Source organism: Pseudomonas sp. S34 (assembly GCF_009866745.1).
GTDB classification, from domain to species: Bacteria; Pseudomonadota; Gammaproteobacteria; order Pseudomonadales; family Pseudomonadaceae; genus Aquipseudomonas; species Aquipseudomonas jessenii.
The window spans coordinates 2171961-2192240 of the sequence record NZ_CP019398.1 but is presented as its reverse complement, the minus strand read 5'-3'; the positions used below and the strand labels follow the sequence as shown (position 1 = coordinate 2192240).

General features: G+C 55.1%; 16 protein-coding genes and 3 pseudogenes. 7 read left to right on the top strand and 12 right to left on the bottom strand.

What is annotated here, in order from left to right; all coding sequences use genetic code 11:
• The first annotated feature begins 130 nt into the window (after positions 1-130).
• Complete coding sequence (locus PspS34_RS09790) at positions 131-1021, top strand: LysR family transcriptional regulator (RefSeq protein WP_015095835.1); 891 nt, start codon at positions 131-133, stop codon at positions 1019-1021.
• A gap of 442 nt (positions 1022-1463) precedes the next feature.
• On the opposite strand, the pseudogene PspS34_RS09785 reads toward PspS34_RS09790, so the two are convergent.
• The 4 genes and pseudogenes from PspS34_RS09785 to PspS34_RS09770 form a co-directional block, all read right to left on the bottom strand.
• Positions 1464-1766 (bottom strand): annotated as a pseudogene (locus tag PspS34_RS09785) (oxaloacetate decarboxylase); the annotation flags it as partial.
• A 151-nt stretch (positions 1767-1917) separates the two neighbouring features.
• Positions 1918-2616: pseudogene (locus tag PspS34_RS09780) on the bottom strand (isocitrate lyase/phosphoenolpyruvate mutase family protein); the annotation flags it as partial.
• A 123-nt stretch (positions 2617-2739) separates the two neighbouring features.
• Positions 2740-4047, bottom strand: a complete 1308-nt coding sequence (gene dctA, locus PspS34_RS09775; protein ID WP_159389632.1) for a C4-dicarboxylate transporter DctA — start codon at positions 4045-4047, stop codon at positions 2740-2742.
• Positions 4048-4149: 102 nt separating this feature from the next.
• Positions 4150-5319, bottom strand: coding sequence for a mandelate racemase/muconate lactonizing enzyme family protein (locus PspS34_RS09770; protein ID WP_159389631.1), 1170 nt, complete (start codon positions 5317-5319; stop codon positions 4150-4152).
• A 99-nt stretch (positions 5320-5418) separates the two neighbouring features.
• Between PspS34_RS09770 and PspS34_RS09765 the strand changes: the two genes are divergently transcribed.
• Positions 5419-6297 (top strand): LysR family transcriptional regulator, encoded by an 879-nt coding sequence (locus PspS34_RS09765; RefSeq protein ID WP_159389630.1) that lies wholly within the window; start codon positions 5419-5421, stop codon positions 6295-6297.
• Between the two features lie 23 nt (positions 6298-6320).
• On the opposite strand, the gene PspS34_RS09760 is transcribed toward PspS34_RS09765, so the two are convergent.
• Positions 6321-6911 carry a TetR/AcrR family transcriptional regulator gene (locus tag PspS34_RS09760; protein WP_159389629.1) on the bottom strand — a complete coding sequence of 197 codons (591 nt, stop codon included), beginning with the start codon at positions 6909-6911 and terminating at the stop codon, positions 6321-6323.
• A 167-nt stretch (positions 6912-7078) separates the two neighbouring features.
• On the opposite strand from PspS34_RS09760, the gene PspS34_RS09755 reads away from it, so the two are divergent.
• The 5 genes and pseudogenes from PspS34_RS09755 to PspS34_RS09735 all read left to right on the top strand — a co-directional run.
• Complete coding sequence (locus tag PspS34_RS09755; protein ID WP_159389628.1) at positions 7079-8179, top strand: alkene reductase; 1101 nt, start codon at positions 7079-7081, stop codon at positions 8177-8179.
• Between the two features lie 74 nt (positions 8180-8253).
• Positions 8254-9042, top strand: a complete 789-nt coding sequence (locus PspS34_RS09750; protein ID WP_159389627.1) for an SDR family oxidoreductase — start codon at positions 8254-8256, stop codon at positions 9040-9042.
• A gap of 96 nt (positions 9043-9138) precedes the next feature.
• Positions 9139-10008 carry an alpha/beta hydrolase gene (locus PspS34_RS09745; protein ID WP_159389626.1) on the top strand — a complete coding sequence of 290 codons (870 nt, stop codon included), beginning with the start codon at positions 9139-9141 and terminating at the stop codon, positions 10006-10008.
• Between the two features lie 45 nt (positions 10009-10053).
• Entirely contained in the window at positions 10054-11052 is a 999-nt protein-coding gene (locus PspS34_RS09740) for an NADP-dependent oxidoreductase (RefSeq protein ID WP_159389625.1), read from the top strand.
• A gap of 602 nt (positions 11053-11654) precedes the next feature.
• A pseudogene (locus PspS34_RS09735) lies at positions 11655-11861 on the top strand (site-specific integrase); the annotation flags it as partial.
• Between the two features lie 137 nt (positions 11862-11998).
• Here PspS34_RS09735 and PspS34_RS09730 read toward each other — a convergent pair.
• From PspS34_RS09730 to PspS34_RS09700, 7 genes are all read right to left on the bottom strand, one after another.
• The gene (locus tag PspS34_RS09730; RefSeq protein ID WP_159389624.1) at positions 11999-13372 is read right to left on the bottom strand and encodes an aspartate aminotransferase family protein; all 1374 of its coding nucleotides are present in this window, start codon (positions 13370-13372) and stop codon (positions 11999-12001) included.
• Between the two features lie 262 nt (positions 13373-13634).
• The gene (locus PspS34_RS09725) at positions 13635-14816 is read right to left on the bottom strand and encodes a hypothetical protein (protein ID WP_159389623.1); all 1182 of its coding nucleotides are present in this window, start codon (positions 14814-14816) and stop codon (positions 13635-13637) included.
• 239 nt (positions 14817-15055) lie between these two features.
• Positions 15056-16294, bottom strand: a complete 1239-nt coding sequence (locus PspS34_RS09720; RefSeq protein WP_159389622.1) for a serine hydrolase — start codon at positions 16292-16294, stop codon at positions 15056-15058.
• 6 nt (positions 16295-16300) lie between these two features.
• The gene (locus PspS34_RS09715; protein WP_159389621.1) at positions 16301-17257 is read right to left on the bottom strand and encodes an oligopeptide/dipeptide ABC transporter ATP-binding protein; all 957 of its coding nucleotides are present in this window, start codon (positions 17255-17257) and stop codon (positions 16301-16303) included.
• A gap of 24 nt (positions 17258-17281) precedes the next feature.
• Positions 17282-18313, bottom strand: coding sequence for an ABC transporter ATP-binding protein (locus tag PspS34_RS09710; protein WP_159389620.1), 1032 nt, complete (start codon positions 18311-18313; stop codon positions 17282-17284).
• Positions 18313-19197 carry an ABC transporter permease gene (locus tag PspS34_RS09705; protein ID WP_159389619.1) on the bottom strand — a complete coding sequence of 295 codons (885 nt, stop codon included), beginning with the start codon at positions 19195-19197 and terminating at the stop codon, positions 18313-18315. Before PspS34_RS09705 ends, PspS34_RS09710 begins: the two co-directional genes overlap by 1 nt.
• Positions 19194-20210 (bottom strand): ABC transporter permease, encoded by a 1017-nt coding sequence (locus PspS34_RS09700; protein WP_159389618.1) that lies wholly within the window; start codon positions 20208-20210, stop codon positions 19194-19196. The genes PspS34_RS09705 and PspS34_RS09700 overlap by 4 nt, the downstream gene beginning before the upstream one ends.
• Positions 20211-20280: the final 70 nt, after the last annotated feature.

Genomic DNA, 20280 nt, shown 5'->3' with positions numbered 1-20280 from the left:
TGTCTTGTGAGCAAGAGTCGCAGGCTTTAAAAATTGTTTCCAATGCAAATATCAGCCTGATTATTGCGTTTTACGAATGATGAATTTAGGCTGACTGGGCTTAACAACTCTCGGCTAGTGAGATAAAAAAGTGAATTATGAGCTCAATGACATCCGATCTTTCGTGAAGATCGCCGAACTTGGAAGCTTCCACGAAGCTGCCGATGCATTGCATCTCTCTCAACCCGCGCTGAGTCGGAGAATGAAAAAGCTTGAAGAGGGATTGGGAACAGCGCTTCTTGATCGCACGACAAGAAGGGTAAGCCTCACCAGCGTTGGGCGAGACTTCCTGCCCAAGGCACGACGCTTATTGGATGACTTCGACGACTCGATACTTAACATCCGAGAGTTGGCGGAGCGGCAGAGCGGCCGCGTAACCCTTGCCTGTATCCCAACCGCAGCCTTCTACTTCCTCCCTTCGGTAATCCGCCTCTACAACGAGCGCTATCCACAAATCCGCATTCGCTTGCTTGATCTCAGTGCAAACGAAGGGCTGGAGGCTGTTCTGCGTGGCGAAGCCGACTTTGGCATCAACATGATGAGCGGCCAGCACCCAGACATAGAGTTCGTGCCGTTGGTCAACGAGCCTTTTGTTTTAGCTTGTCGACGCGATCATGAGTTGGCCGAGCGCAGCTCGGTCACCTGGTCTGAACTGAGCAATTACCGCCTTATCGGAGTCGGTCGCCTCAGCGGCAACCGCATGCTGCTTGACCACGCTTTGTCAGGCTTGAGCTGGCGTCCACAGTGGTTCTATGAGGTTCAACACCTGTCTACATCGCTGGGCCTGGTAGAAGCGGGATTAGGCGTCTCGGCAATGCCGAGCCTCGCAATGCCTGCTGTGGATCATCCAACCTTGGTAAGCGTCCCTTTGATAGAGCCTATAGTTAACCGATCGTTGGGACTGGTTTACCGGAGAGGCGCTTCACTATCTCCGGCAGCGGAAAAATTCGTCTCAATACTGCTTGAACAATGGGAGAAATAACCTCACGCCTCCTACTTTTTTGAGTTGACATAACAATTTTTAAACCGCGTTTCGCTGTCATGAATTGTCTCAGCCAAGTCCTGCACAGCGGTTGAAATCACAGAGTCTTACCGGTACCTGTAGAGCACCATTTTTTAGCAGGGAACGCACCATGCCGCCAAGATTCAAGGTGATCGAGACCACCTGCGCGCGGCGCGTTGGCGACGATCAGCAAGAACGAAGAGTTCATCAACAAGACGCTAGCGGTGCTTAGGGCTTCGAGCGCTTTGTTGAGAAGAAAAAAGCTTCCAGATCGCTCCGCAAGCAAACTGCTGAATACGCAACCGAGGGTGACCAAACCGCATGAGTGCGAGTGCTCTTCTCGGCACGCAAATCATGCTTGCGGATTCAAGCAGGAGGAAACCTGTAGGCAGAGCAACAGGAGCTGATCAGGAGATTTTCATCACTCCCGAACATCCATGAAGTCCCGGGCCCAATTCAAATATGTTTCCGGCAACGTGTAGGTAAAGGCCAGCTCGGTAGCGCTTAAGTTTGATGTGCTGCGCGTGAGCTGGCGTTGTTCACGAAGGCAGTCATAGGTCGCTTTAATGGAGGCGAAATAAGCACCATGACCTGCAACAATGATTCGTACACCTAGCTTGGCTAGCCGTTCGTTGTCGTTGAGTCTTGGATTTCCGTAAGTGACCAACATCAGTGGAATCGTGATGTGCTCCACTATCTGTTCGAGGTGCGCAAAATCTTGTATGTTGGCACCGATGCCGAATTGACCCAGTTGCCGAGATGTCACTGACCCAGTCTGTTCCTCTCGAACCATTGCCCATGCGAGATTTGTGCAGATTTTGAGGTGGGTCAGTCTTGCTTCAGCTCGTGGGTCAATTCGGCGCCAGCGTCAACACATTGACCACGATCCGCACATTGGCTGCACTCAGTTTCTCAACATCGCTCAGTGCAGGGTTTCCATAATTGATCAGCATGATCGGCACGGAAAGATGCGAGGTGAGTGCCTCCAAGTGTTGGAAGTCCTTTACTCCGACAAGGCAAATCGCGTCGGCCCCAGCCTTTTGATAGGCCGTGGTGCGTGCAATGGAGTCTTCTAAAGTGGTAACGGCCACATTCGTACGGGCGATGATGCTGAGGGCATCATCTGAACGGGCAAACCGCGCAGCGTAAATCTTGCTTGCGGCTTCTTCCATTTCGATAAGTACGTGCGACTGCTCGTCGTATTTGGCCGGTAGGTGGGTGTCTTCCAGCGTTAGGGCAGCAACACCGGCTTTCTGCAGTTCGGTCACTGTTCGCATTACATTGAGTGCGTTACCAAACCCATGATCAGCGTCCCCAATGATTGGGATTTGGCTGGCCCGCCCGACTCTGGAAACCTGCTCGACATATTCATCAAGCGTGAGCAGAGAAATGTCCGGAGCTCCGAGCACTTGAAGCGAGGCGACGGAACCACCTTGGATTGCAACCTCAAAACCAAGGTCGGATGCCATACGAACCGAGATGGGATCGAATACGGAAGCAGCAAATTTACAGACTGTTCCATGAAGTAAATCACCAAACGCCTTGCGCAATTCATGATGAGATCGCTCAATCATTTTTTCGGCTCCATCAAATTCATTCGAGGACTTCTTTGGGATCGTTCCGCGTTGAACGAGTCCTGGAAATCACTACCGGTCATGGCCGTGGTTGAAGCGGAAATGACCGGTAAACTTTGCAGATTACTTTTGCGCCAACAATTCTTTTCGCGCTGCCTTTTCGAGTTTCATTGCGGCAATCTCACGCTCGCAGGCTTCGACGTCAAAGGAGTTGTCCCATTTGGCAATGGCGATGGTGCCGATACCGTTGCCGATCAGGTTAGTCACGGCTCGCGCTTCGTTGAGGAATCGGTCGATGCCCAAAAGCAGGACAAGGCCTACCAACGGAATGGAGTGGATGGTTGTGAGCGTTGCCGCAAGGGTTATGAACCCGGCACCCGCCACGCCAGCGGAGCCTTTTGAGGTCAGCAGGAAGACGCCCAACAGAATCATCTGATCCATAAACGTCAGTGGCGTATTGGTTGCCTGTGCGATAAAAATCGCCGCCATGGTGAGGTAAATGCAGGTGCCATCCGCATTGAAGGCATATCCAGTTGGTAGCACCATGCCCACCACTGACTTCTTGCAGCCCAGCTTTTCAAGTTTCACCATCATTCGCGGAAGTACGGCTTCGGTTGAGCAGGTGCCAAGCGTGATGAGAATTTCATCTTTGAAATAACGAAGAAATTGCATAAGCGGCATGCCCGACCATCTAGCAACCGTACCCAGCACTACCACGATGAAAATCAAGGTCGTGATGTAGAGCGCGACCAGCAACTGGCCGAGTGACAGCAAGGTACCAATTCCGTACTTGCCTATAGTGAAAGCCATCCCAGCGCCGGCACCAATCGGAGCCAGACGCATAACCATTGCCACGATCTTGAACAGCCCTTGCAGAAACAGGTCGATGGTATTAATCAGCGGTTTGCTGGTTTCGCCCATTTGAACGAGGGCAACGCCCATCAAAACCGAAATCAAGATGACCTGAAGCATGACGCCATTCGAGAATGCGCCAATGAAGGTACTCGGGATTATGTTGAGAAAGAAATCGATTGTTCCGCCCTGCTCACTGGCGGCTTGGCTGTACTTGGCGATAGCGCTGGCATCAAGCGTGGTAGCGTTGATATTCATCCCAGCGCCTGGCTTTGCGATATTGACCACAATAAGGCCGATGACCAGCGCAATGGTTGAAAGGATTTCAAAGTAGAGCAGCGCTTTGACGCCGATCCGCCCGACTTCCTTGATGCTGCCCATCTTAGCGATACCAACGACGACGGTACCGAAAATAATAGGCGCCAACAGCATTTTGATGAGTTTGATAAAGCCATCCGCAAAAGGTTGGAGCTTGGCTCCGAATTGCGGTTCAAAGTGACCAATTGCTGCACCGATGACGATACCGATCAGCACCTGCACATACAGCTGGCTGTACCAGCGGGACTTGGAGATTTCCACGGGAGCACCTCATTTTATTTTTGTGATGGGCGTGTGGCGTGGCGTCAGTGAGTGACGCCTGATAACTGCGGCCTCTTGAAAAAGGCCGCAGTTCGAGGGCTATTAGCCTTCGCCCAGCTCACGCATCACTGCGTACAAGGCGGACTTGGCTTCGAAGCCGACACCTGGAATATCCGGCAGACCGACATAGCCGTTTTCCACACGAATCCCGTCAGCGAACCCGCCGAAAGGCTGGAACACGTCTGGGTACGATTCGTTACCGCCCAGGTGCAGACCCGCTGCGATGTTCAGGGACATCTGGTGACCACCATGCGGAACTACACGGCGGGAAGACCAACCCATTTCTTCCATCACCTTCAGGGTGCGCATGTACTCCACGAGCCCGTAGGACAGAGCACAGTCGAACTGTAGGTAGTCGCGATCAGGGCGCATACCGCCGTGGCGCAGAAGGTTACGGGCATCCTGGTGGGAGAACAGGTTTTCCCCGGTAGCCATTGGCAGTTCATAGTGATTTGCAAGCTCAGCCTGCAGCGCGTAGTCCAGCGGATCGCCAATCTCTTCGTACCAAAAGAGGTTGTACTTTTTGATGGCCTCCGCGTATGCAATACCTGTCTTCAGATCGAAGCGGCCATTGGCATCGACCGCCAGTCGACGACCGTCCCCTACCACTTCAAGTACCGCCTCGATACGACGGATATCTTCGTCCAGTGATACTGCACCAATCTTCATCTTGACGACGTCGTAGCCACGATCCAGATAGCTCTGCATTTCTGCCTTGAGCTTGGTTTGATCTTTGCCAGGGTAGTAGTAGCCGCCCGCTGCGTAGACCCACACCTTGTCATCTGCCACGCCGTCACGATAACGGTCGGCCAGCAGGCGATACAGAGGCTTGCCTTCAATCTTGGCAACGGCATCCCATACAGCCATGTCAATGGTACCCACTGCGACTGAACGTTCACCGTGACCACCTGGCTTTTCGTTAGTCATCAGAGTCTTCCAGATGGCAAACGGATCCAGGTTGTTGTTCTCGTGGTCGATGAGAGTATCTGGATCAGCTTCCGTGATACGCGCCAGGAAGCGATCACGCATCAGTGCACCTTGACCGTAGCGACCGTTGGAGTTGAAGCCGTAGCCGATTACTGGTTTACCATCGCGAATCACATCCGTGACGACAGCGACAACCGAGCAGGTCATTTTGGAAAAATCGATATAGGCGTTGGCAATTGGGGAGGCAATAGAAACAGTTTTTTCACGGATGTCTACGATACGCATGACGGGCTCCTCTTGTTGTTGGTGGCCCCACGTTATGCTTTGCGATGACACCCGCCCAATGCTATTAATGCCGAGCCCTATGCACAGGAGGCATGGCCCTTGGAACTCGTTTGGCTAGAAGATTTTTCAGCGTTGGCAGAGTACGGCAGCTTTGTTCGTGCCGCTGAAGCGCGCCACGTTACTCAGCCGGCATTCAGTCGCAGAGTCCGCTCACTGGAAAATTGGATGGGTGTTGAACTGTTCGTTCGCACGCCACAAGGTGCAACGCTGACCGAGGCTGGGAAGCAGATTTTGCCAAGTGCCCAGGAGACTGCCAGGCGCTTGTACCGAATGCGCAGCGAAGCCCAGGAAGTGGCGGGAATGGCTGCCAAGACTCTGCAATTCGCTGCAACCCATTCGCTGTCGTTCACTTTCTTCCCGAGATGGTTAAGAAGCACGGAAAACGGCGCTCCCATTGAGGCTGTGCGGCTGCATTCCGACAGCATGGCGGTCTGTGAGCAGATGCTGATTCAGGGCCAGGTGCAGTTCCTGCTTTGTCATCGTCACCCGGATGTTCCACCGCTGTTGACCCCTGATCAGTTCATAGGCAAAAAGGTTGGCGAAGATGTTCTCGTTCCATTGGCGAGCGCTTCTGCCAACTTTGAAAGTTCGCCCGCATCGTTGCCGTACTTGGCGTATACCCAAGAGTCCGGGTTGGGACGCATCGTGGCTCACCGGCTTAATGGAAAGGAAGATTTCCTTCACCTCAAGCCATTATTCAGTAGTCACCTCGCTGCGGTACTGATGTCCATGGCCCTGGAAAACAAAGGTGTGGCCTGGCTACCAAGGAGCCTAACCGAACAGGAAGTCACCGACGGACGTCTTGTACGAGCTCTTGATGAAAGCTGGGATATCCCCTTGGAAATTCACCTCACGCGTCCAACGGCTCCTATCAGCCAATCCGCTGAAGAATTTTGGGCGAAGTTGAGAGACTGCTGAATATCGTTCACGGAAGATGGTGCCTACTTTCCGGGGCAATGCTGAGCCAACGGCAATGAAGCAATTATCTCAGCGTGGCAAACCTCGAGTATTTCATCAGCCAGAGAAGAATCATCTGGGCAGGCGCGTGACAACATGACCGCACCGATTGCATGCGCCAGCATGTCGATCATTTTTGCCCGTACCCCATCCTGCGGCGCGTCTTGCCTCGCGTTGTACTTTTCTTCGAGCGCTGCCAGCGTGCTTTCTACCCCGCTGGCAAAGGTGGCTTTCAACTCATCTGATTGACGCGCAGCGTCTCCACAAAGGGCCGCCATGGTGCAACCGCTGCCCCTGCCGTCTCGGTGATCCCTCGACACATACAAATCGATGAACTCAGCAACTTCGAGACCTTCGGAACTGGTCAGCGAATGCGAAAGACTGTTCGCTGCCGCTTCAGCCATCAAATCAGCCTTGGAGCCGAAGTGCTTATAGAAACCGCCTTGCGTAAATCCGGCTGCTGCCATGAGTTCAGCCACCCCCACGCCATCGTAGCCACGCTCTCGAAACAGCTCTGAAGCCGTCTCAACGATGTGAGCTCTATTGGCGAGTGATTGCGCCTTGGTGATCTTCATTTCCTGCGCCTCTGCATCTCAAAGCAATGCCCTCATCATACTCTGATGTCGATCATAATCAAAAGCGTTGACATCTTTGAGTGCGATCGACATCATAAATGCGCCAATGCGAATCTTCCCTGGCACGGCGCATGTCGCCTTCATTAATCAACGAGTATGGAAACGATATGAACGATAAGACGTTATTTGAGCCGTACACGCTCGGCTCGCTGACACTTTCCAACAGAATCGTGATGGCTCCGCTGACGCGTAACCGTGCGGGGGAAGGCCTCGTCCCGAGCGAGTTCGCTGCAACCTATTACAGCCAGAGAGCCTCTACAGGCCTGTTGATCTCCGAAGCCTCGCAGATCTCGCAGCAGGGACAGGGCTACCAGGATACGCCCGGTATCTACACGCAGGCGCAGATTGATGGCTGGCGCAAGGTCACCGATGCCGTCCACGCAAAAGGCGGACGAATTTTCCTGCAACTGTGGCATGTCGGACGCGTATCGCACGTTGACCTGCAGAAGAACGGTGCCGCTCCGGTAGCACCCTCCGCACTCCGTCCCGCGACCAAGGTGTTCGTCAACAATAGCTTCGTGGACGTTTCAGAGCCGCGAGCGCTTGATATCAGCGAGCTTCCCGGGATCGTTAATGATTTTCGCCAAGCGGCGGCAAATGCCATCGCTGCGGGATTCGATGGCGTGGAGATCCACGGCGCAAACGGCTATTTGCTGGATCAGTTCGTCAAGGACGGTGCCAACATCCGCACCGATGCCTACGGTGGCTCGATTGAAAACCGCGCTCGCCTACTTCTGGAAGTGACGGCGGCGGTAGTAAACGAGGTCGGAGCAGAACGCACAGGCATCCGTATATCGCCAGTTTCGCCAGCCAATGGTGTCTCCAGCAGCGAACCGCAGGCCCAGTTTGACTACATTGTCGACCAACTCGATGCCTTGGGCATTGTGTACCTCCATGTGGTCGAAGGCGCGACTGGCGGGCCGCGCGATATTGCGCACTTCGACTTTGGTTCTTTGCGCCAACGCTTCAAAAACACTTACATCGCGAACAATGGCTACAACGTGAGTCTGGCCACCTCTCAACTCAACGATGACAAGGCTGACTTGATCGCCTTTGGACGTCCCTTCATTGGTAACCCGGACTTGGTGGAGCGCCTTAAAACCGCTGCCTCTTTGTCGGCATTCGATCCTGCGACCCTGTATGGCGGCGGGGCAGAAGGCTACATCGACTACCCAACCCTTGCTGAATCCAGTACCCGGCACGGCTAAAAATCACGTCTGCGCACGTCCTCCGGACACCACGCATGACTCGCCTATCGATATCCGAAACTGAGGATCAATTCATGAGCATCCCTGCCACCGTTCTCATTACCGGCGCCTCCACTGGCATCGGCGCTACCTATGCCGAGCGCTTTGCACAGCGCGGGCACAACCTCGTACTGGTTGCCCGCGACAAAGGGCGGCTGGATGCTCTTGCAGCCCGGCTGCGTGAGAAACACAACATCATCATTGATGTTCTCCAGGCTGACCTGACCCAAATCAGCGATTTGACCACGGTCGAGGCTCGCCTGCGCGACGACGCCAGTATTGGCATCCTGGTGAACAATGCAGGCGCCGCACAATCCGGCAGCTTTATCGAACAATCCACCGACAGCGTTGCTCAGTTGGTCACGCTCAACACTACCGCACTGGTACGGCTTGCCAGCGCCATCGCCCCACGCCTGGCACAAGCCGGGGACGGAGCGATTATCAACATAGGCTCGGTCGTTGGCCTGGCACCGGAGTTCGGGATGACGGTCTACGGCGCGACCAAGGCGTTTGTACTGTTTCTTTCTCAAGGTATGAGCCTGGAGCTGTCGCCCAAAGGCGTCTATGTGCAAGCCGTTCTGCCGGCAGCCACTCGCACCGAAATCTGGGAGCGAGCAGGCATCGACATCAATACCCTCACTGACGTCATGGAAGTGGGTGATCTGGTCGATGCGGCGCTGGTCGGTTTTGATCGTCGCGAGCCCGTGACCATTCCACCCTTGCAGGACGCCGCCCGTTGGGATGCCTTGCAGGGTGCACGTCAGGGCTTGCTGTCAGAGATCAGGCAATCCGATGTCGCCGAGCGTTATCAAGCCAAGGCGTAATCATCGCGCAGCAGGCGCTGGTGCGTAACATTCGATTTAAAAGCGCCTGCAACACAGTCTCACTTGCAGCTTTTCGACCCGCATCACGGGGCAAACATGAATATTCAAGACACAAAATTTCATCCCGGATCGCGCACGCAGTTCGTAAATGCAGCGAACCAATGGATCAAGGTCGAAGGAACAGCGTTCGCTTACCGTGACATAGGCCCCAAGGGTGAGTTGCCGCTCGTTCTGCTTAACCATTGGGGCGCAGTGCTGGACAACTTCGACCCACGGATCATCGATGGGCTCGCAAGCACCAGGCGCATCATCGCCACTGACTATCGGGGAATCGGCGCCTCAGATGGCACAGCCCCTGCGACGGTCAGTGAAATGGCAAGCGATGCCATCGCTTTGATTCGTGCGCTGGGTTTCGACAAGGTCGACCTGCTGGGTTTTTCACTTGGAGGGTTCGTGGCCCAGGAAATTGCTCTGAGCGCCCCTGACCTGGTGCGCAGACTGATTCTGACCGGTACCGGGCCTGCTGGCGGCACCGGCATCGACAAGGTCTGGTCAGTGTCATGGCCATTGATGCTTAAAGGTTTGCTGACGTTGCGCGATCCGAAGACCTACCTATTCTTCACCTCGACGGTCAATGGCCGGCGAGCCGCCAAGGATTTTCTGAATCGCCTGAAGGAGCGCAGGAAAGATCGCGACAAAAATCCAACGCCAACCGCTTTTTTGCGGCAGTTGAAAGCCATTCACGCATGGGGCAGGCAGCCCCCGCAGAACCTCAGTCGCATACAGATACCGACGCTTATCGCCAACGGTGACCACGACATCATGGTACCCACGGTGAACTCTACTGACTTGGCGAACCGGATCCCGAATTCACACCTGATCATTTACGAAGACGCAGGGCATGGCGGAATTTTTCAACATCATGCCGACTTCGTGGCGAAAGCAACGGCATTCCTGGATGCCTGAGGATGCTCCGTCATTCCCATTTCAAGCGATGAGAGTTGAATCAATATGAAGGCTTTTTTAATCGACCGTTACGGCAAGCATAATGGACGTATTGGCGAGGTGCCTGCCCCTGAATTGGGTGCCCATAACGTCCTGGTTCAAGTGCACGCCACAAGCGTCAACGTGCTCGATTCGAAGATCAGTAAAGGCGAATTCAAACTAATATTGCCGTATTCATTCCCGTTGATACTGGGCAATGACCTAGCTGGGGTGGTGGTTGACGTGGGCTCAGCTGTGCGGCGCTTCAAGCTAGGTGACGAAGTCTACGCGCGCCCTCCTCAAGAGCGCATAGGCACTTTCGCCGAGCTTATTGCTGTGGAAGAAAATGCACTCGCGTTGAAACCCAAAAATATCAGCATGGAAGAAGCTGCTTCCCTCCCCCTGGTCGCACTGACGGCCTGGCAGGTGTTGGTTGAAACAGCCAGGTTGCAAAAAGGCCAGAAGGTCTTTATTCACGCCGGTTCCGGCGGTGTTGGCACCATCGCCATCCAGCTCGCCAAGCATCTGGGCGCCTTCGTTGCGACAACCACCAGCACAAACAATGTTGAATGGGTTAAAGCGCTGGGAGCGGACGTTGTCGTCGACTACAAGAAGCAAAACTTCGAAAGCGTTTTGCAGGACTACGACGTCGTTTTGAACAGCTTGGGCGCTGAAGAACTGGAAAAGTCGCTCACCATTCTTAAGCCTGGTGGCCAGCTCATTTCCATCTCGGGTCCGCCGACGCCGCAGTTCGCTGAAGAGCAAAAACTGTTTTGGGGATTGGGCCTGGTCATGCGTATGTTGAGCAGTGGTATCCGCAGAAAAGCGCGTAAAAAAAATATCAACTATGCGTTCGTATTTATGCGTGCCAGTGGTGCCCAGCTGGATGAGATAACGGCGCTCATCGAGTCCGGCATTATAAAGCCGGTGATCGACCGAACCTTCCCTTTCGAATCGACAGCCGAGGCGTTGAGTTATGTCGGGCAAGGGAGATCAAAAGGCAAGGTCATCATTAAAATACAATAACTAACCGCCACCACTCTATGACGAGAGTTTAGGTTGAGCAGCATGTCTTGGCATTCCGATGCGATGTATGTCAGCAGCGAACTTCATTGATTGAAGATGTTAATAAAAGAAACTGCTCGTCAGCCCGGCGTCATTACTGATTACTGGCCTCCACATGTCGGCAATGAATTATGATCGCAATACCTAATTATGCTCATAACAAAATTGTTTACATCTAGCCCTTTGGCATTGGAGTGGATCGGTGCCAAAGGCAGCGCGAAAAAGGGCCAGAAGCGACGTGAACTCACATGACAAGATGCGGTGATGATTCTACTGAGAGCCAACCGTTTTGTAGGGGTAAAAACGGCCTGGATTAAAAAGGGGTCGCGAGATAAAGTCTCGCAACTCCTTGAGTTATATGGTCGGGACGGAGTGATTCGAACACTCTACCCCTAGCACCCATCTCCTTTTTCATACTTCTTGAAAGATCCCAAAATTTTACTCTGGATTTTTCTAAGCCAGTATTTACTTGAGCTCCAGCGGTGTTCTGCTCTACGAGAGTCCAGTAACGTCCATCAAGAGCCGACGTTTTTGTGGGGGTAAAAGTAGGGGGAGTCCATTTTATGGCCAAAATTACCATCAAAGAACTCGAGTCGCTGACCGCCAATGATGCCGGCCGGATCCTCAGGGAAGATGGCAATCTCGCCGGTCGAATCTCAGTCCGTTATGACGGTGTGTCGGTCAGCTTTTTTTATCGCTATCGGTGGGGCGATCAGAACAAAGAGTACTCCTGCGGATCCTGGCCGCGCAAATCCCTGACGGACATAAAAGGTGCTTTGTCCTGATGAGACTCCATCCTGACCAGGGATGCGGTCTTGAGCCTCATTTGGCCAAAGGACAAAGCGAGTATAGAACTGCTGGCCAGAGGACTCCGCACTCCGGCTCTGCCTGTAGTGAGTGGTGTTAACTACTGTGCAGTGTGTTTGAGGTACCAGTGTTCTGTCGCATCCAGAGAAGCCCCAAAAACTCCAAGGACTTCATTGATATCCTTCTCCGTTGAGATCAACGGAGGACAGAATGCCAATGCATCTCCCATGACTCGGTTGATCATTCCACGCTCCTGGGCCTGAGAGGACAGATACCGCCCGAGTCTGCCAATAGCCTCAAAAGGCTCTTTTGTGTGCCGGTCGGCTACCAACTCAACGGCAGCAATCAACCCCACACCACGAACCTCGCCAACCATTGGATGATCAGCAAACTGCTGAAGCCCTTTGCGAAGGATAATCCCCATTTCAGCAGCATGCTGAACCAGGCCCTCCTCTTCGATAATTTTAAGATTCTCCAGGGCGACTGCAGTAGCTACCGGGTGCCCGCTACCAGTGAAGCCATGCCCTAAGGTGCCAATCGAATGGCTCTGATCGGCAATACCTTGGTAAACGGCATCGTTGATCAGTATGGCTGCAATAGGCTGATAGGAGGATGACAGCTGTTTGGATAGCACCATGACGTCTGGTTTGATATCAAAGGTCTCGCAACCGAACATATTGCCGGTTCGACCGAAACCACAGATGACCTCATCCGCGACAATCAAGACGTCATGCTTGCGGCACACCTTCTGGATTTTTTCCCAGTAGGTCTTGGGCGGAATGATCACACCCCCGGCTCCCATCAGCGGTTCGCCATAAAACGCTGCGACCGTCTCAGGGCCTTCCTTGATGATCAGATCATCCAGTTCTTGGGCGAGGCGATCGGCGAACTGTTCTTCTGTTTCACTTGCTCGACCATATCGATAAAAGTGCGGGCAGCTGACATGCAGGAAGCCCGGCAGGGGAACGTCAAAACCGCGCTGATTTGCCGGCAGCCCAGTGAGGCTTGCACTTACGGTAGTGATACCGTGATATGCGTTCTGCCGACTGATGAACTTTTTCTTGGCGGGCTTCCCCAGAGCATTGTTCCGGTACCACAAAAGTTTAACAACCGTGTCGTTTGCCTCAGAGCCGGAGTTGGTGAAAAACACTTTGCTCATCGGCACCGGAGCCATCTCCACCAATTTTTCGGCGAGCTCGATGCTGGGGCGGTGTGCCTTACTGGAAAACACATGATAGAACGGCAGTGTACGCAGTTGCTTTTCGGCAGCCTCGATCAGCCGCTGGTTGCTGAAACCAAGCGCTACACTCCATAGCCCTGACATCGCCTCGATGTATCGCTTATTTTGATTATCATAAACATAAACTCCTTCTCCACGTTCGATAATGAGGGGGCCATCCGCCTCATGAAGTCGAGCATCCGTATAAGGATGGAGGTGATTTTTAACATCTTTTTGTGCAAGCAAATCCGTCATGATTTTGCCTCGAAGTGAGAGAGGATTCGTTAAACCAAGGGCCGTGTAGAAACCCAAATTAAATACCCAGGCAACCGCAGCAGGCTCCACAGCTACAACAACTACCTGTCGCCAATAGCCATGGAGCAAAAAGCGGCATAAACATCGTAATCGGTGTCCGGACTTACTTGACCAATTCAGGCTCGCCTACAGGTTATGCGCTAAACCTGTGGGCGAGCCCACTCGCGAAGAGGACTTTAGGGCTGTTGCCAAAAAATCCGGATCAGAAGTAATAACCGATGTTCATGTACAACTGGTTTTCCCACTGGTTACTACCACCAGCCCCCAGACTCTGGGTGAGACTGCCGCCACCAATGACCGGATCATTCTTGCCGTACAACCATTCCGTGGCGATCCACAGCTTGCTGAGGGAGAACGAGGTGCCGAAAATCATCCGTTGCGAGGTCTTGAAATCATCAGCAGATTTATCGAAGGCGCTGTAGTTGGCGTACAGCTTCACACCGCTGATCTGATCGAACAGATACTTGCCGCTGACGTCATAGCTCACATCCGCCACGTACAAGTTGCCGCGACTGGCGACGTTGAAGGTGGCGTCGTAACTGCCGAAAGTCACCAGTTCATCGGTGCCGGGGTTGCGCGGGGACATCTGCTGACGCGCGGCTTGCAGTTGCACGCCCCATGGGCCGTTCTTGCCGATGTAGTGCACCGCCATGGCATTGCGCCGACCATTGTTGTTGGTGTCGCGGTTCTCCAGAGACGAGGTCAGGCCGGAGATCCCGACTTCGGACTTCCACGGCCCCAGGTCCAGCGCCTTGGCCACCCGCAGGACCACTGTGTTGCGTTCCTGGTTGTTGCTGCCGTCGGTGACATAGCTGTCCGCTTCGGAGACCACGGTGGAGTAGGTTTCACCGTTGCTAGTGCCTTTACCCTGCCAAGCGGGGCGCAAGTAATAACCGGCCTGAAGATTCCAGTCGCCGCTTTGCTGGATGTACTTGGCGCCGACTTCTTCCACGTCTTCCAGTCCCATTACGCTGCCCAGGGTTTGGTAGAACGTGCTGCCGAAGTACGGCTGCAAACCGAACGGCAGCTGGTTCAGGCCGACTTGGACCTGCTGGTCGGGGTTGAACTTGTAGCCGATCCACGCCAATTCGGCGAACTGGACGTCTCCGACATTCTTTGTGTACTCGTAAGGGTAGGATCGACCGTAGAAACGGTATTGGGCCTCGCCGATCCAGGTGTCGGAGTTGTACTTGGCGCTGAGGATCGCGGTGTCGAAGCTGAATTTCTGGATGTCGCGATCCGGGTCATAGTCCCAACGCGCCCGGACGGCACCGCCGAGATCGAGGTTGTCGGTGACCTGGATCGCCATCGCTGGGGTGGAAAGCGCCCCCAACAGCGCCAGCGGGGTCAATGAGCGCAAGGCCCGGGTGGTGTTCAAGTTCATGGTCGCTCCGTCTCTTGTTTATTTTATTGTTGGCAACACTCATCCCGGCCACGGCAAAAGCGCGGTCTGGATGAAAGGGGTAGGGCCCACCAGAACGAAGGCTGCAAACAGCGTTCAAGTGAGGGCCGGGAGGGTCAGCCGCCGGCGTTCAGCCGGGTCTGGGTGTAGCTATGCCGAGCCTGCAATTTGCACTTCTTCACCAAGGCTGGGAGGTGCGTGACAAGCCGCGGTCACCCGCGTCAGCTGCGTTGCAGTTCTTCAACCACAGCTGCACAAGCACGGAAGGTATTCAACGTCCACTCTAAGTTGATGAAGTCCGGCCAACTGGAAAGTTTTACGATTGCCACTTCAGAAGCCGGATCCCAATAGATACTCTGCCCAAAAACTCCTCGCGCCGAATAGGTACCCTGTTCACTGTCCAGCACCCAGCACTGATTGCTATAGGCGGCGTCAGGAAAGTGTTTGACATAGAAGCCATAGAGGACTTCAAAAGCCGGTGTGGAACCACGGCCGCATGCACGCACAAACTCCTCTGGAACAATCTGTTGGCCGTTGAAACGTCCACCCTGCAGATACATCTGGGCAAAGCGCGCCAGATCACGCAGCGTGGCGCTCATCCCGCCATCGGCCAATGCAGTTCCAACGCAATCGAGGGTGATATTCGCGTCTTGTTCTGCCCCAAGTCTTGACCAGATTTCCCGGCTCAGTAAAACGGGGAGCCGTTCGCCGCAGGCCCGCTCACAGACCCAGGCCAACATGTCGGTATCCACTGAGCGATACTCAAAGAACTGGCCATGTTCACGGTCTTTACTCAGCGACTTCAACAAACCATAAATGCTGTCAGGTGACTCCCGCTCTCCCCGTTCACGCCAACCCGAGGCGATATCCAACTGGATGAATTCAGCATCCGGATCGGTGTAGTCCTCCCTGAATCTCACTCCCGTGCGCATATCCAGCAGATCCTGTACCCGGGTGTCGCCATAACCGCTTGCCGAAAGCTCAGGCACATAGTGGCTGACACGCGCTTGGGGATCGATTCTGCCCTGGCCGATCAACCTGCCGACCAGGCTACCGATGACGGTCTTGGATACCGATTGCAACAGATGCAACGTGTGCGGCTGCATACCGTTGAAATACTGCTCCGAAACCACCTTGCCTTGATGAAGCACCAAAAAACCATCGGTGTAGCTATCGGTCAAGAAGGTCGCCAGATCGGTTTGCCCGCCGTCGACCCGCTGGAAACGTACGTCGTCCAGTGAGCGTTCGTTGCGCTCGAGTTCGGTGACCGGCCCGGGACTGCGATGAATAGCGGCCACCGGAAACAACTGGCTCATGTGCTGGAACGACCAGCGGTTATAGGGCGGACTGTCCCAATTATGCAGGCCGACTTGCTTTTCCCGGGGCGGCGGATAGCCCTGCATCAAACTTAGGTCCTGATAACCAATGCCGGGAGCGGTCATGTCTTTTTTATTGTACATAGGGGTTCAGCTCTCATCGTTCAGAGGGTGGTGGCAAGAAAAGCGGTGGCCGTGATCTTGGGTCTCGGCTGGCACCTCTCGGCGACAACGCTCACTGGCCCGCGGGCAACGGGGCGCGAAGTGGCACCCGGCAGGCCGGTTCAAGGGGCTGGGGATCTCGCCACTCAGGATTTGCAACTGGTCACGGCGCTCCGGGTCGATGGAGGGCACTGAATTGAGCAGCGCACGAGTGTAGGGATGACGCGGTCGGCCGAACACCTGTTCCACAGGCCCGGCCTCGACGATGCGCCCCAAGTACATCACCAGCACCTGCTGCGCCAGATACTCGACCGTCGCAAGGTCGTGGCTGATGAACAGGTAGCTCAGGCCATTGTCGGTCTGCAGCGTCTTGAGCAGTTGCAGCACCTGGGCCTGGACCGACACGTCGAGCGCCGCCGTAGGCTCATCGAGGATCAGCAGTTTTGACTCCAGCGCCAGGGCCCGGGCGATAGCGATACGCTGCAACTGGCCACCGGAGAATTCATGGGGATAGCGTTCCATGTGCTCCTCGCCCATCCCTACATTTCCCAGCAGCGTGAGAATGCGCGCGTGCAAGGCGCTACCGCGCAAACCAAAGGCAACCTTCAGCGGCTCGGCAACAATTGCCTTGATCGTCATTTTCGGGTTCAGCGAGGCGTACGGGTTCTGGAACACCATACTCAAGCTCCTGCCCCGCGCCCTGGCATCAGTGGGCAGCGGTCGACCTTCAACCAGAATTTGCCCGCTATCGGCTGGCAGCAGACCGAGCAAGGTCGCGGCCACCGTACTTTTGCCACAACCGGATTCCCCCACCAGCGCGACCGTCTCACCGACCTGCACCTCCAGGCTGATGTGGTCAATGGCCGTCACCAGGCCATCGCGGCTGGCGTAGGTCTTGTGCAACTGATTGACGCTCAACAGTGCGGGCTGTTTGTTGTTATTCATAGCCGTTTACCTTTCAAAGAAGCCTCACACCTTGACCAATATGTTGTGGCAAGCTGCCCAGTGCTCCTTGCCGATGACAACCCTCGGCGCAGCGTGATTGCAGCGTCCGGTGGCGCGTTCACAACGTGGGTTGAAGGCACAGCCAGCCGGGGGAGCCGCCATGTTCGGCACCTGCCCCGGGATGAAGCCCAGGGCTTGGGGTCCCTGCCCCAACTTGGGCACGGTGCCCATCAACTTCAGGGTGTAGGGGTGTGCAGGTCGCTTGAACACCTCGCCCACCGGACCGCTCTCCACCACTTCGCCGGCATACATCACCGCCACCCGGTCACAGAGCGAAGCCACTACCCCCAGGTTGTGGGTGATAAACAGAATCGCCAGGTCTTGCTCCCGTGCCAGTTTGCGCAGCAGAGCGATGATCTGCGCCTGCACGGTGACGTCCAGCGCCGTGGTCGGCTCATCGGCGATCAGCAGCTTCGGCCGACAGGCCAGCGCCATGGCAATCACCACTCGCTGCAACTGACCGCCAGACATCTGGTGCGGGTACTTGGCTAGCGCCAGAGGGGGGTCGGGCATGCTCACCGCTTCCAGCGAGCTCAGCGCCTCGGCGCGGATTTGTGCCTTACTCAGTTGCCGATGGCAGCCGATGACGTCGAACATCTGCCGCCCGATGGTGAAGAACGGATTGAGCGCCTTCATCGGATTCTGGAAGATCATCGCCGCGCCACCGCCACGCAAAGCCGCCAGTTGCGATGCCGAGGCGCCGTTGACCTGCTGTCCGGCGACCCTGACACTGCCTCCCAGCCGAGCGGCCTCAGGCATCAATCCAAGGCAGGACATGGCCGTCATAGACTTGCCCGAGCCCGACTCCCCCACCAACCCGAGGATCTCGCCGCGCCTTACCTTAAGGTCGATGCCGCGTACGGCCTGTACGGTCTTGAACAAACCAGGGAAAGACACCGTCAGCCCTTCCACTTCCAGCACCAGGTCTTGAGCTGCGTCGTTATTCGCAGCGGCGAGACGCTCAATAGTCGAATACTGCAAGGATTCGTCGATCATCAGCGCATCCCCTTCTTTGGATCAAGCACATCGCGCAGCCCGTCACCTACCAGGTTGACAGCCAGCACCAGAACAAAAATCGCCACTCCGGGAAACAGCACCGTCCAGGGATTCTCGAGTAACTGCGAGCGCGACGCCGCGGCCATCAGCCCCCATTCGATCATGGGCGGCTTGGCCCCCAGCCCGATAAAGCTTAGCGAGGCAGCGGCGAGAATGGTGTAACCAAAGTCCATGGAGCCCTGCACGATCACAGGCGTGGTGGCATTGGGCAGTACATGGCGAAGCAAGATACGGCAGTGACTGACGCCCATGGAACGGGCGGCATGGATATAGGTTTCTGAACGAACCCGTACTACCGCACCGCGCATGATCCTCGCGTACCAGGGAAACCAAGAGACAGCGAGCGCTAACATGGCGTTGGCCAATCCTGATCCCAGCGCAGCGGTGATAGCGATCGGCAACAACAGCGGCGGAAAGGCCAGAAACACGTCTGAGAAACGCATCAGCAGCGTATCAACTCGACCACCGAAGTAACCGGAAACAAGCCCAATCGGAATCCCGATCAGCATCGCAATCAGAGTCACGCTCACTCCGATGATCAGCGAGGTGCGTGCGCCATAAAGCACCCGTGAAAGAATGTCGCGACCAAACTCGTCGGTGCCCATCCAGTGTGCCCAGTCGGGTGCCAGCAATTTCTGGGAAAAGACAATCTTGTTCGGTTCATAAGGTGCAAGCCAGGGGGCGAAGACTGCCGCCAGGATGATCAGCAGCAATAACAGCGCGCCGAATACAAACAACTTGTTATCGCAGGCAAACGCCAAGGCCTTGATACGCCATGATGGGGCTCGCGAGGGCATGGACAGGGATACGTCTTGGATACTCATTGGACTCGCAACCTCGGATCAACAAGGTGATACAAGAGATCAACGATCAGGTTGATCGACAGATACGTCGTGGCCAGCACCAGGGTGGCTCCCATCACTGCGGGGAAATCATTCTGGGCAATCGAAAACACCACGAAGCCGCCCAGGCCGGGCCAATCGAAAACGAACTCAACCACTACCGCACCACCGAGCAGGTAACCGAAGGTCAGGCCCACCACTGTCAGGAGCGGAATCATTGTCGCCTTCAGGGCATAGGCGTAATGGATACGCCACTTGGGTACACCGTAAGAAACGGCCGTACGGATGTACTCCTCGGATAGCACCTCCACCATCATGTTTCGGGTGATCCGGGTGACAGTGGCCAAGGTCACGATGACCAGGGCGAGCACGGGTAGCGTCAGGTGTTTGATGGCGCTCCACAGTGCTACGAAATTACCGGCCAGCAGAGTGTCGATCAGGTAAAAGCCTGTCACACGCTCAAAAGGGCTATCGAGAAGAATGGAAGCATCGATACGTCCTTGCAGGGGCAGCCAGTTGAGCTTGCCGTAGAACAATAACTGCAACCCCATGGCCAGGATGAAAACTGGAAACGCCGTCCCGGCGATGGACCCCGCTCGTGCCGCATTGTCGACCACTGAGTTCTGCCGCGCCGCTGAGATGACACCGATCGGCACCCCCAGCACCACCACCCAGAACATCGCCAGGAATGTCAGTTCAAAAGTCGCGCCAACCCGCCTGACCACTTCCTCCACCACCGGCCGCCCGGTGCGCAGACTAGTGCCAAAATCACCTCGGAGAAGATCGCCGATGTAATTGAAGTATTGGATCGGCAGAGACTTATCCAACCCCAGTTTTTCCCGTGCGACGGCAATCTGCTCCACCGTGGGGTGGTTCCCCAGCATCATTTCTACCGGGGAACCCGGAAGAGCTCGGCTCAGAACGAAGGTGATGGTCAACACTCCCAAAAGAATGAAGAACATCACTATCAATCGCTGAGCTATATACTTCGCCATTTGGAATACCCCTTGTGGCTAAAAAACTTGACCCTGACTTCTTACGCCCTACATAAAAACCCCAAAAGCG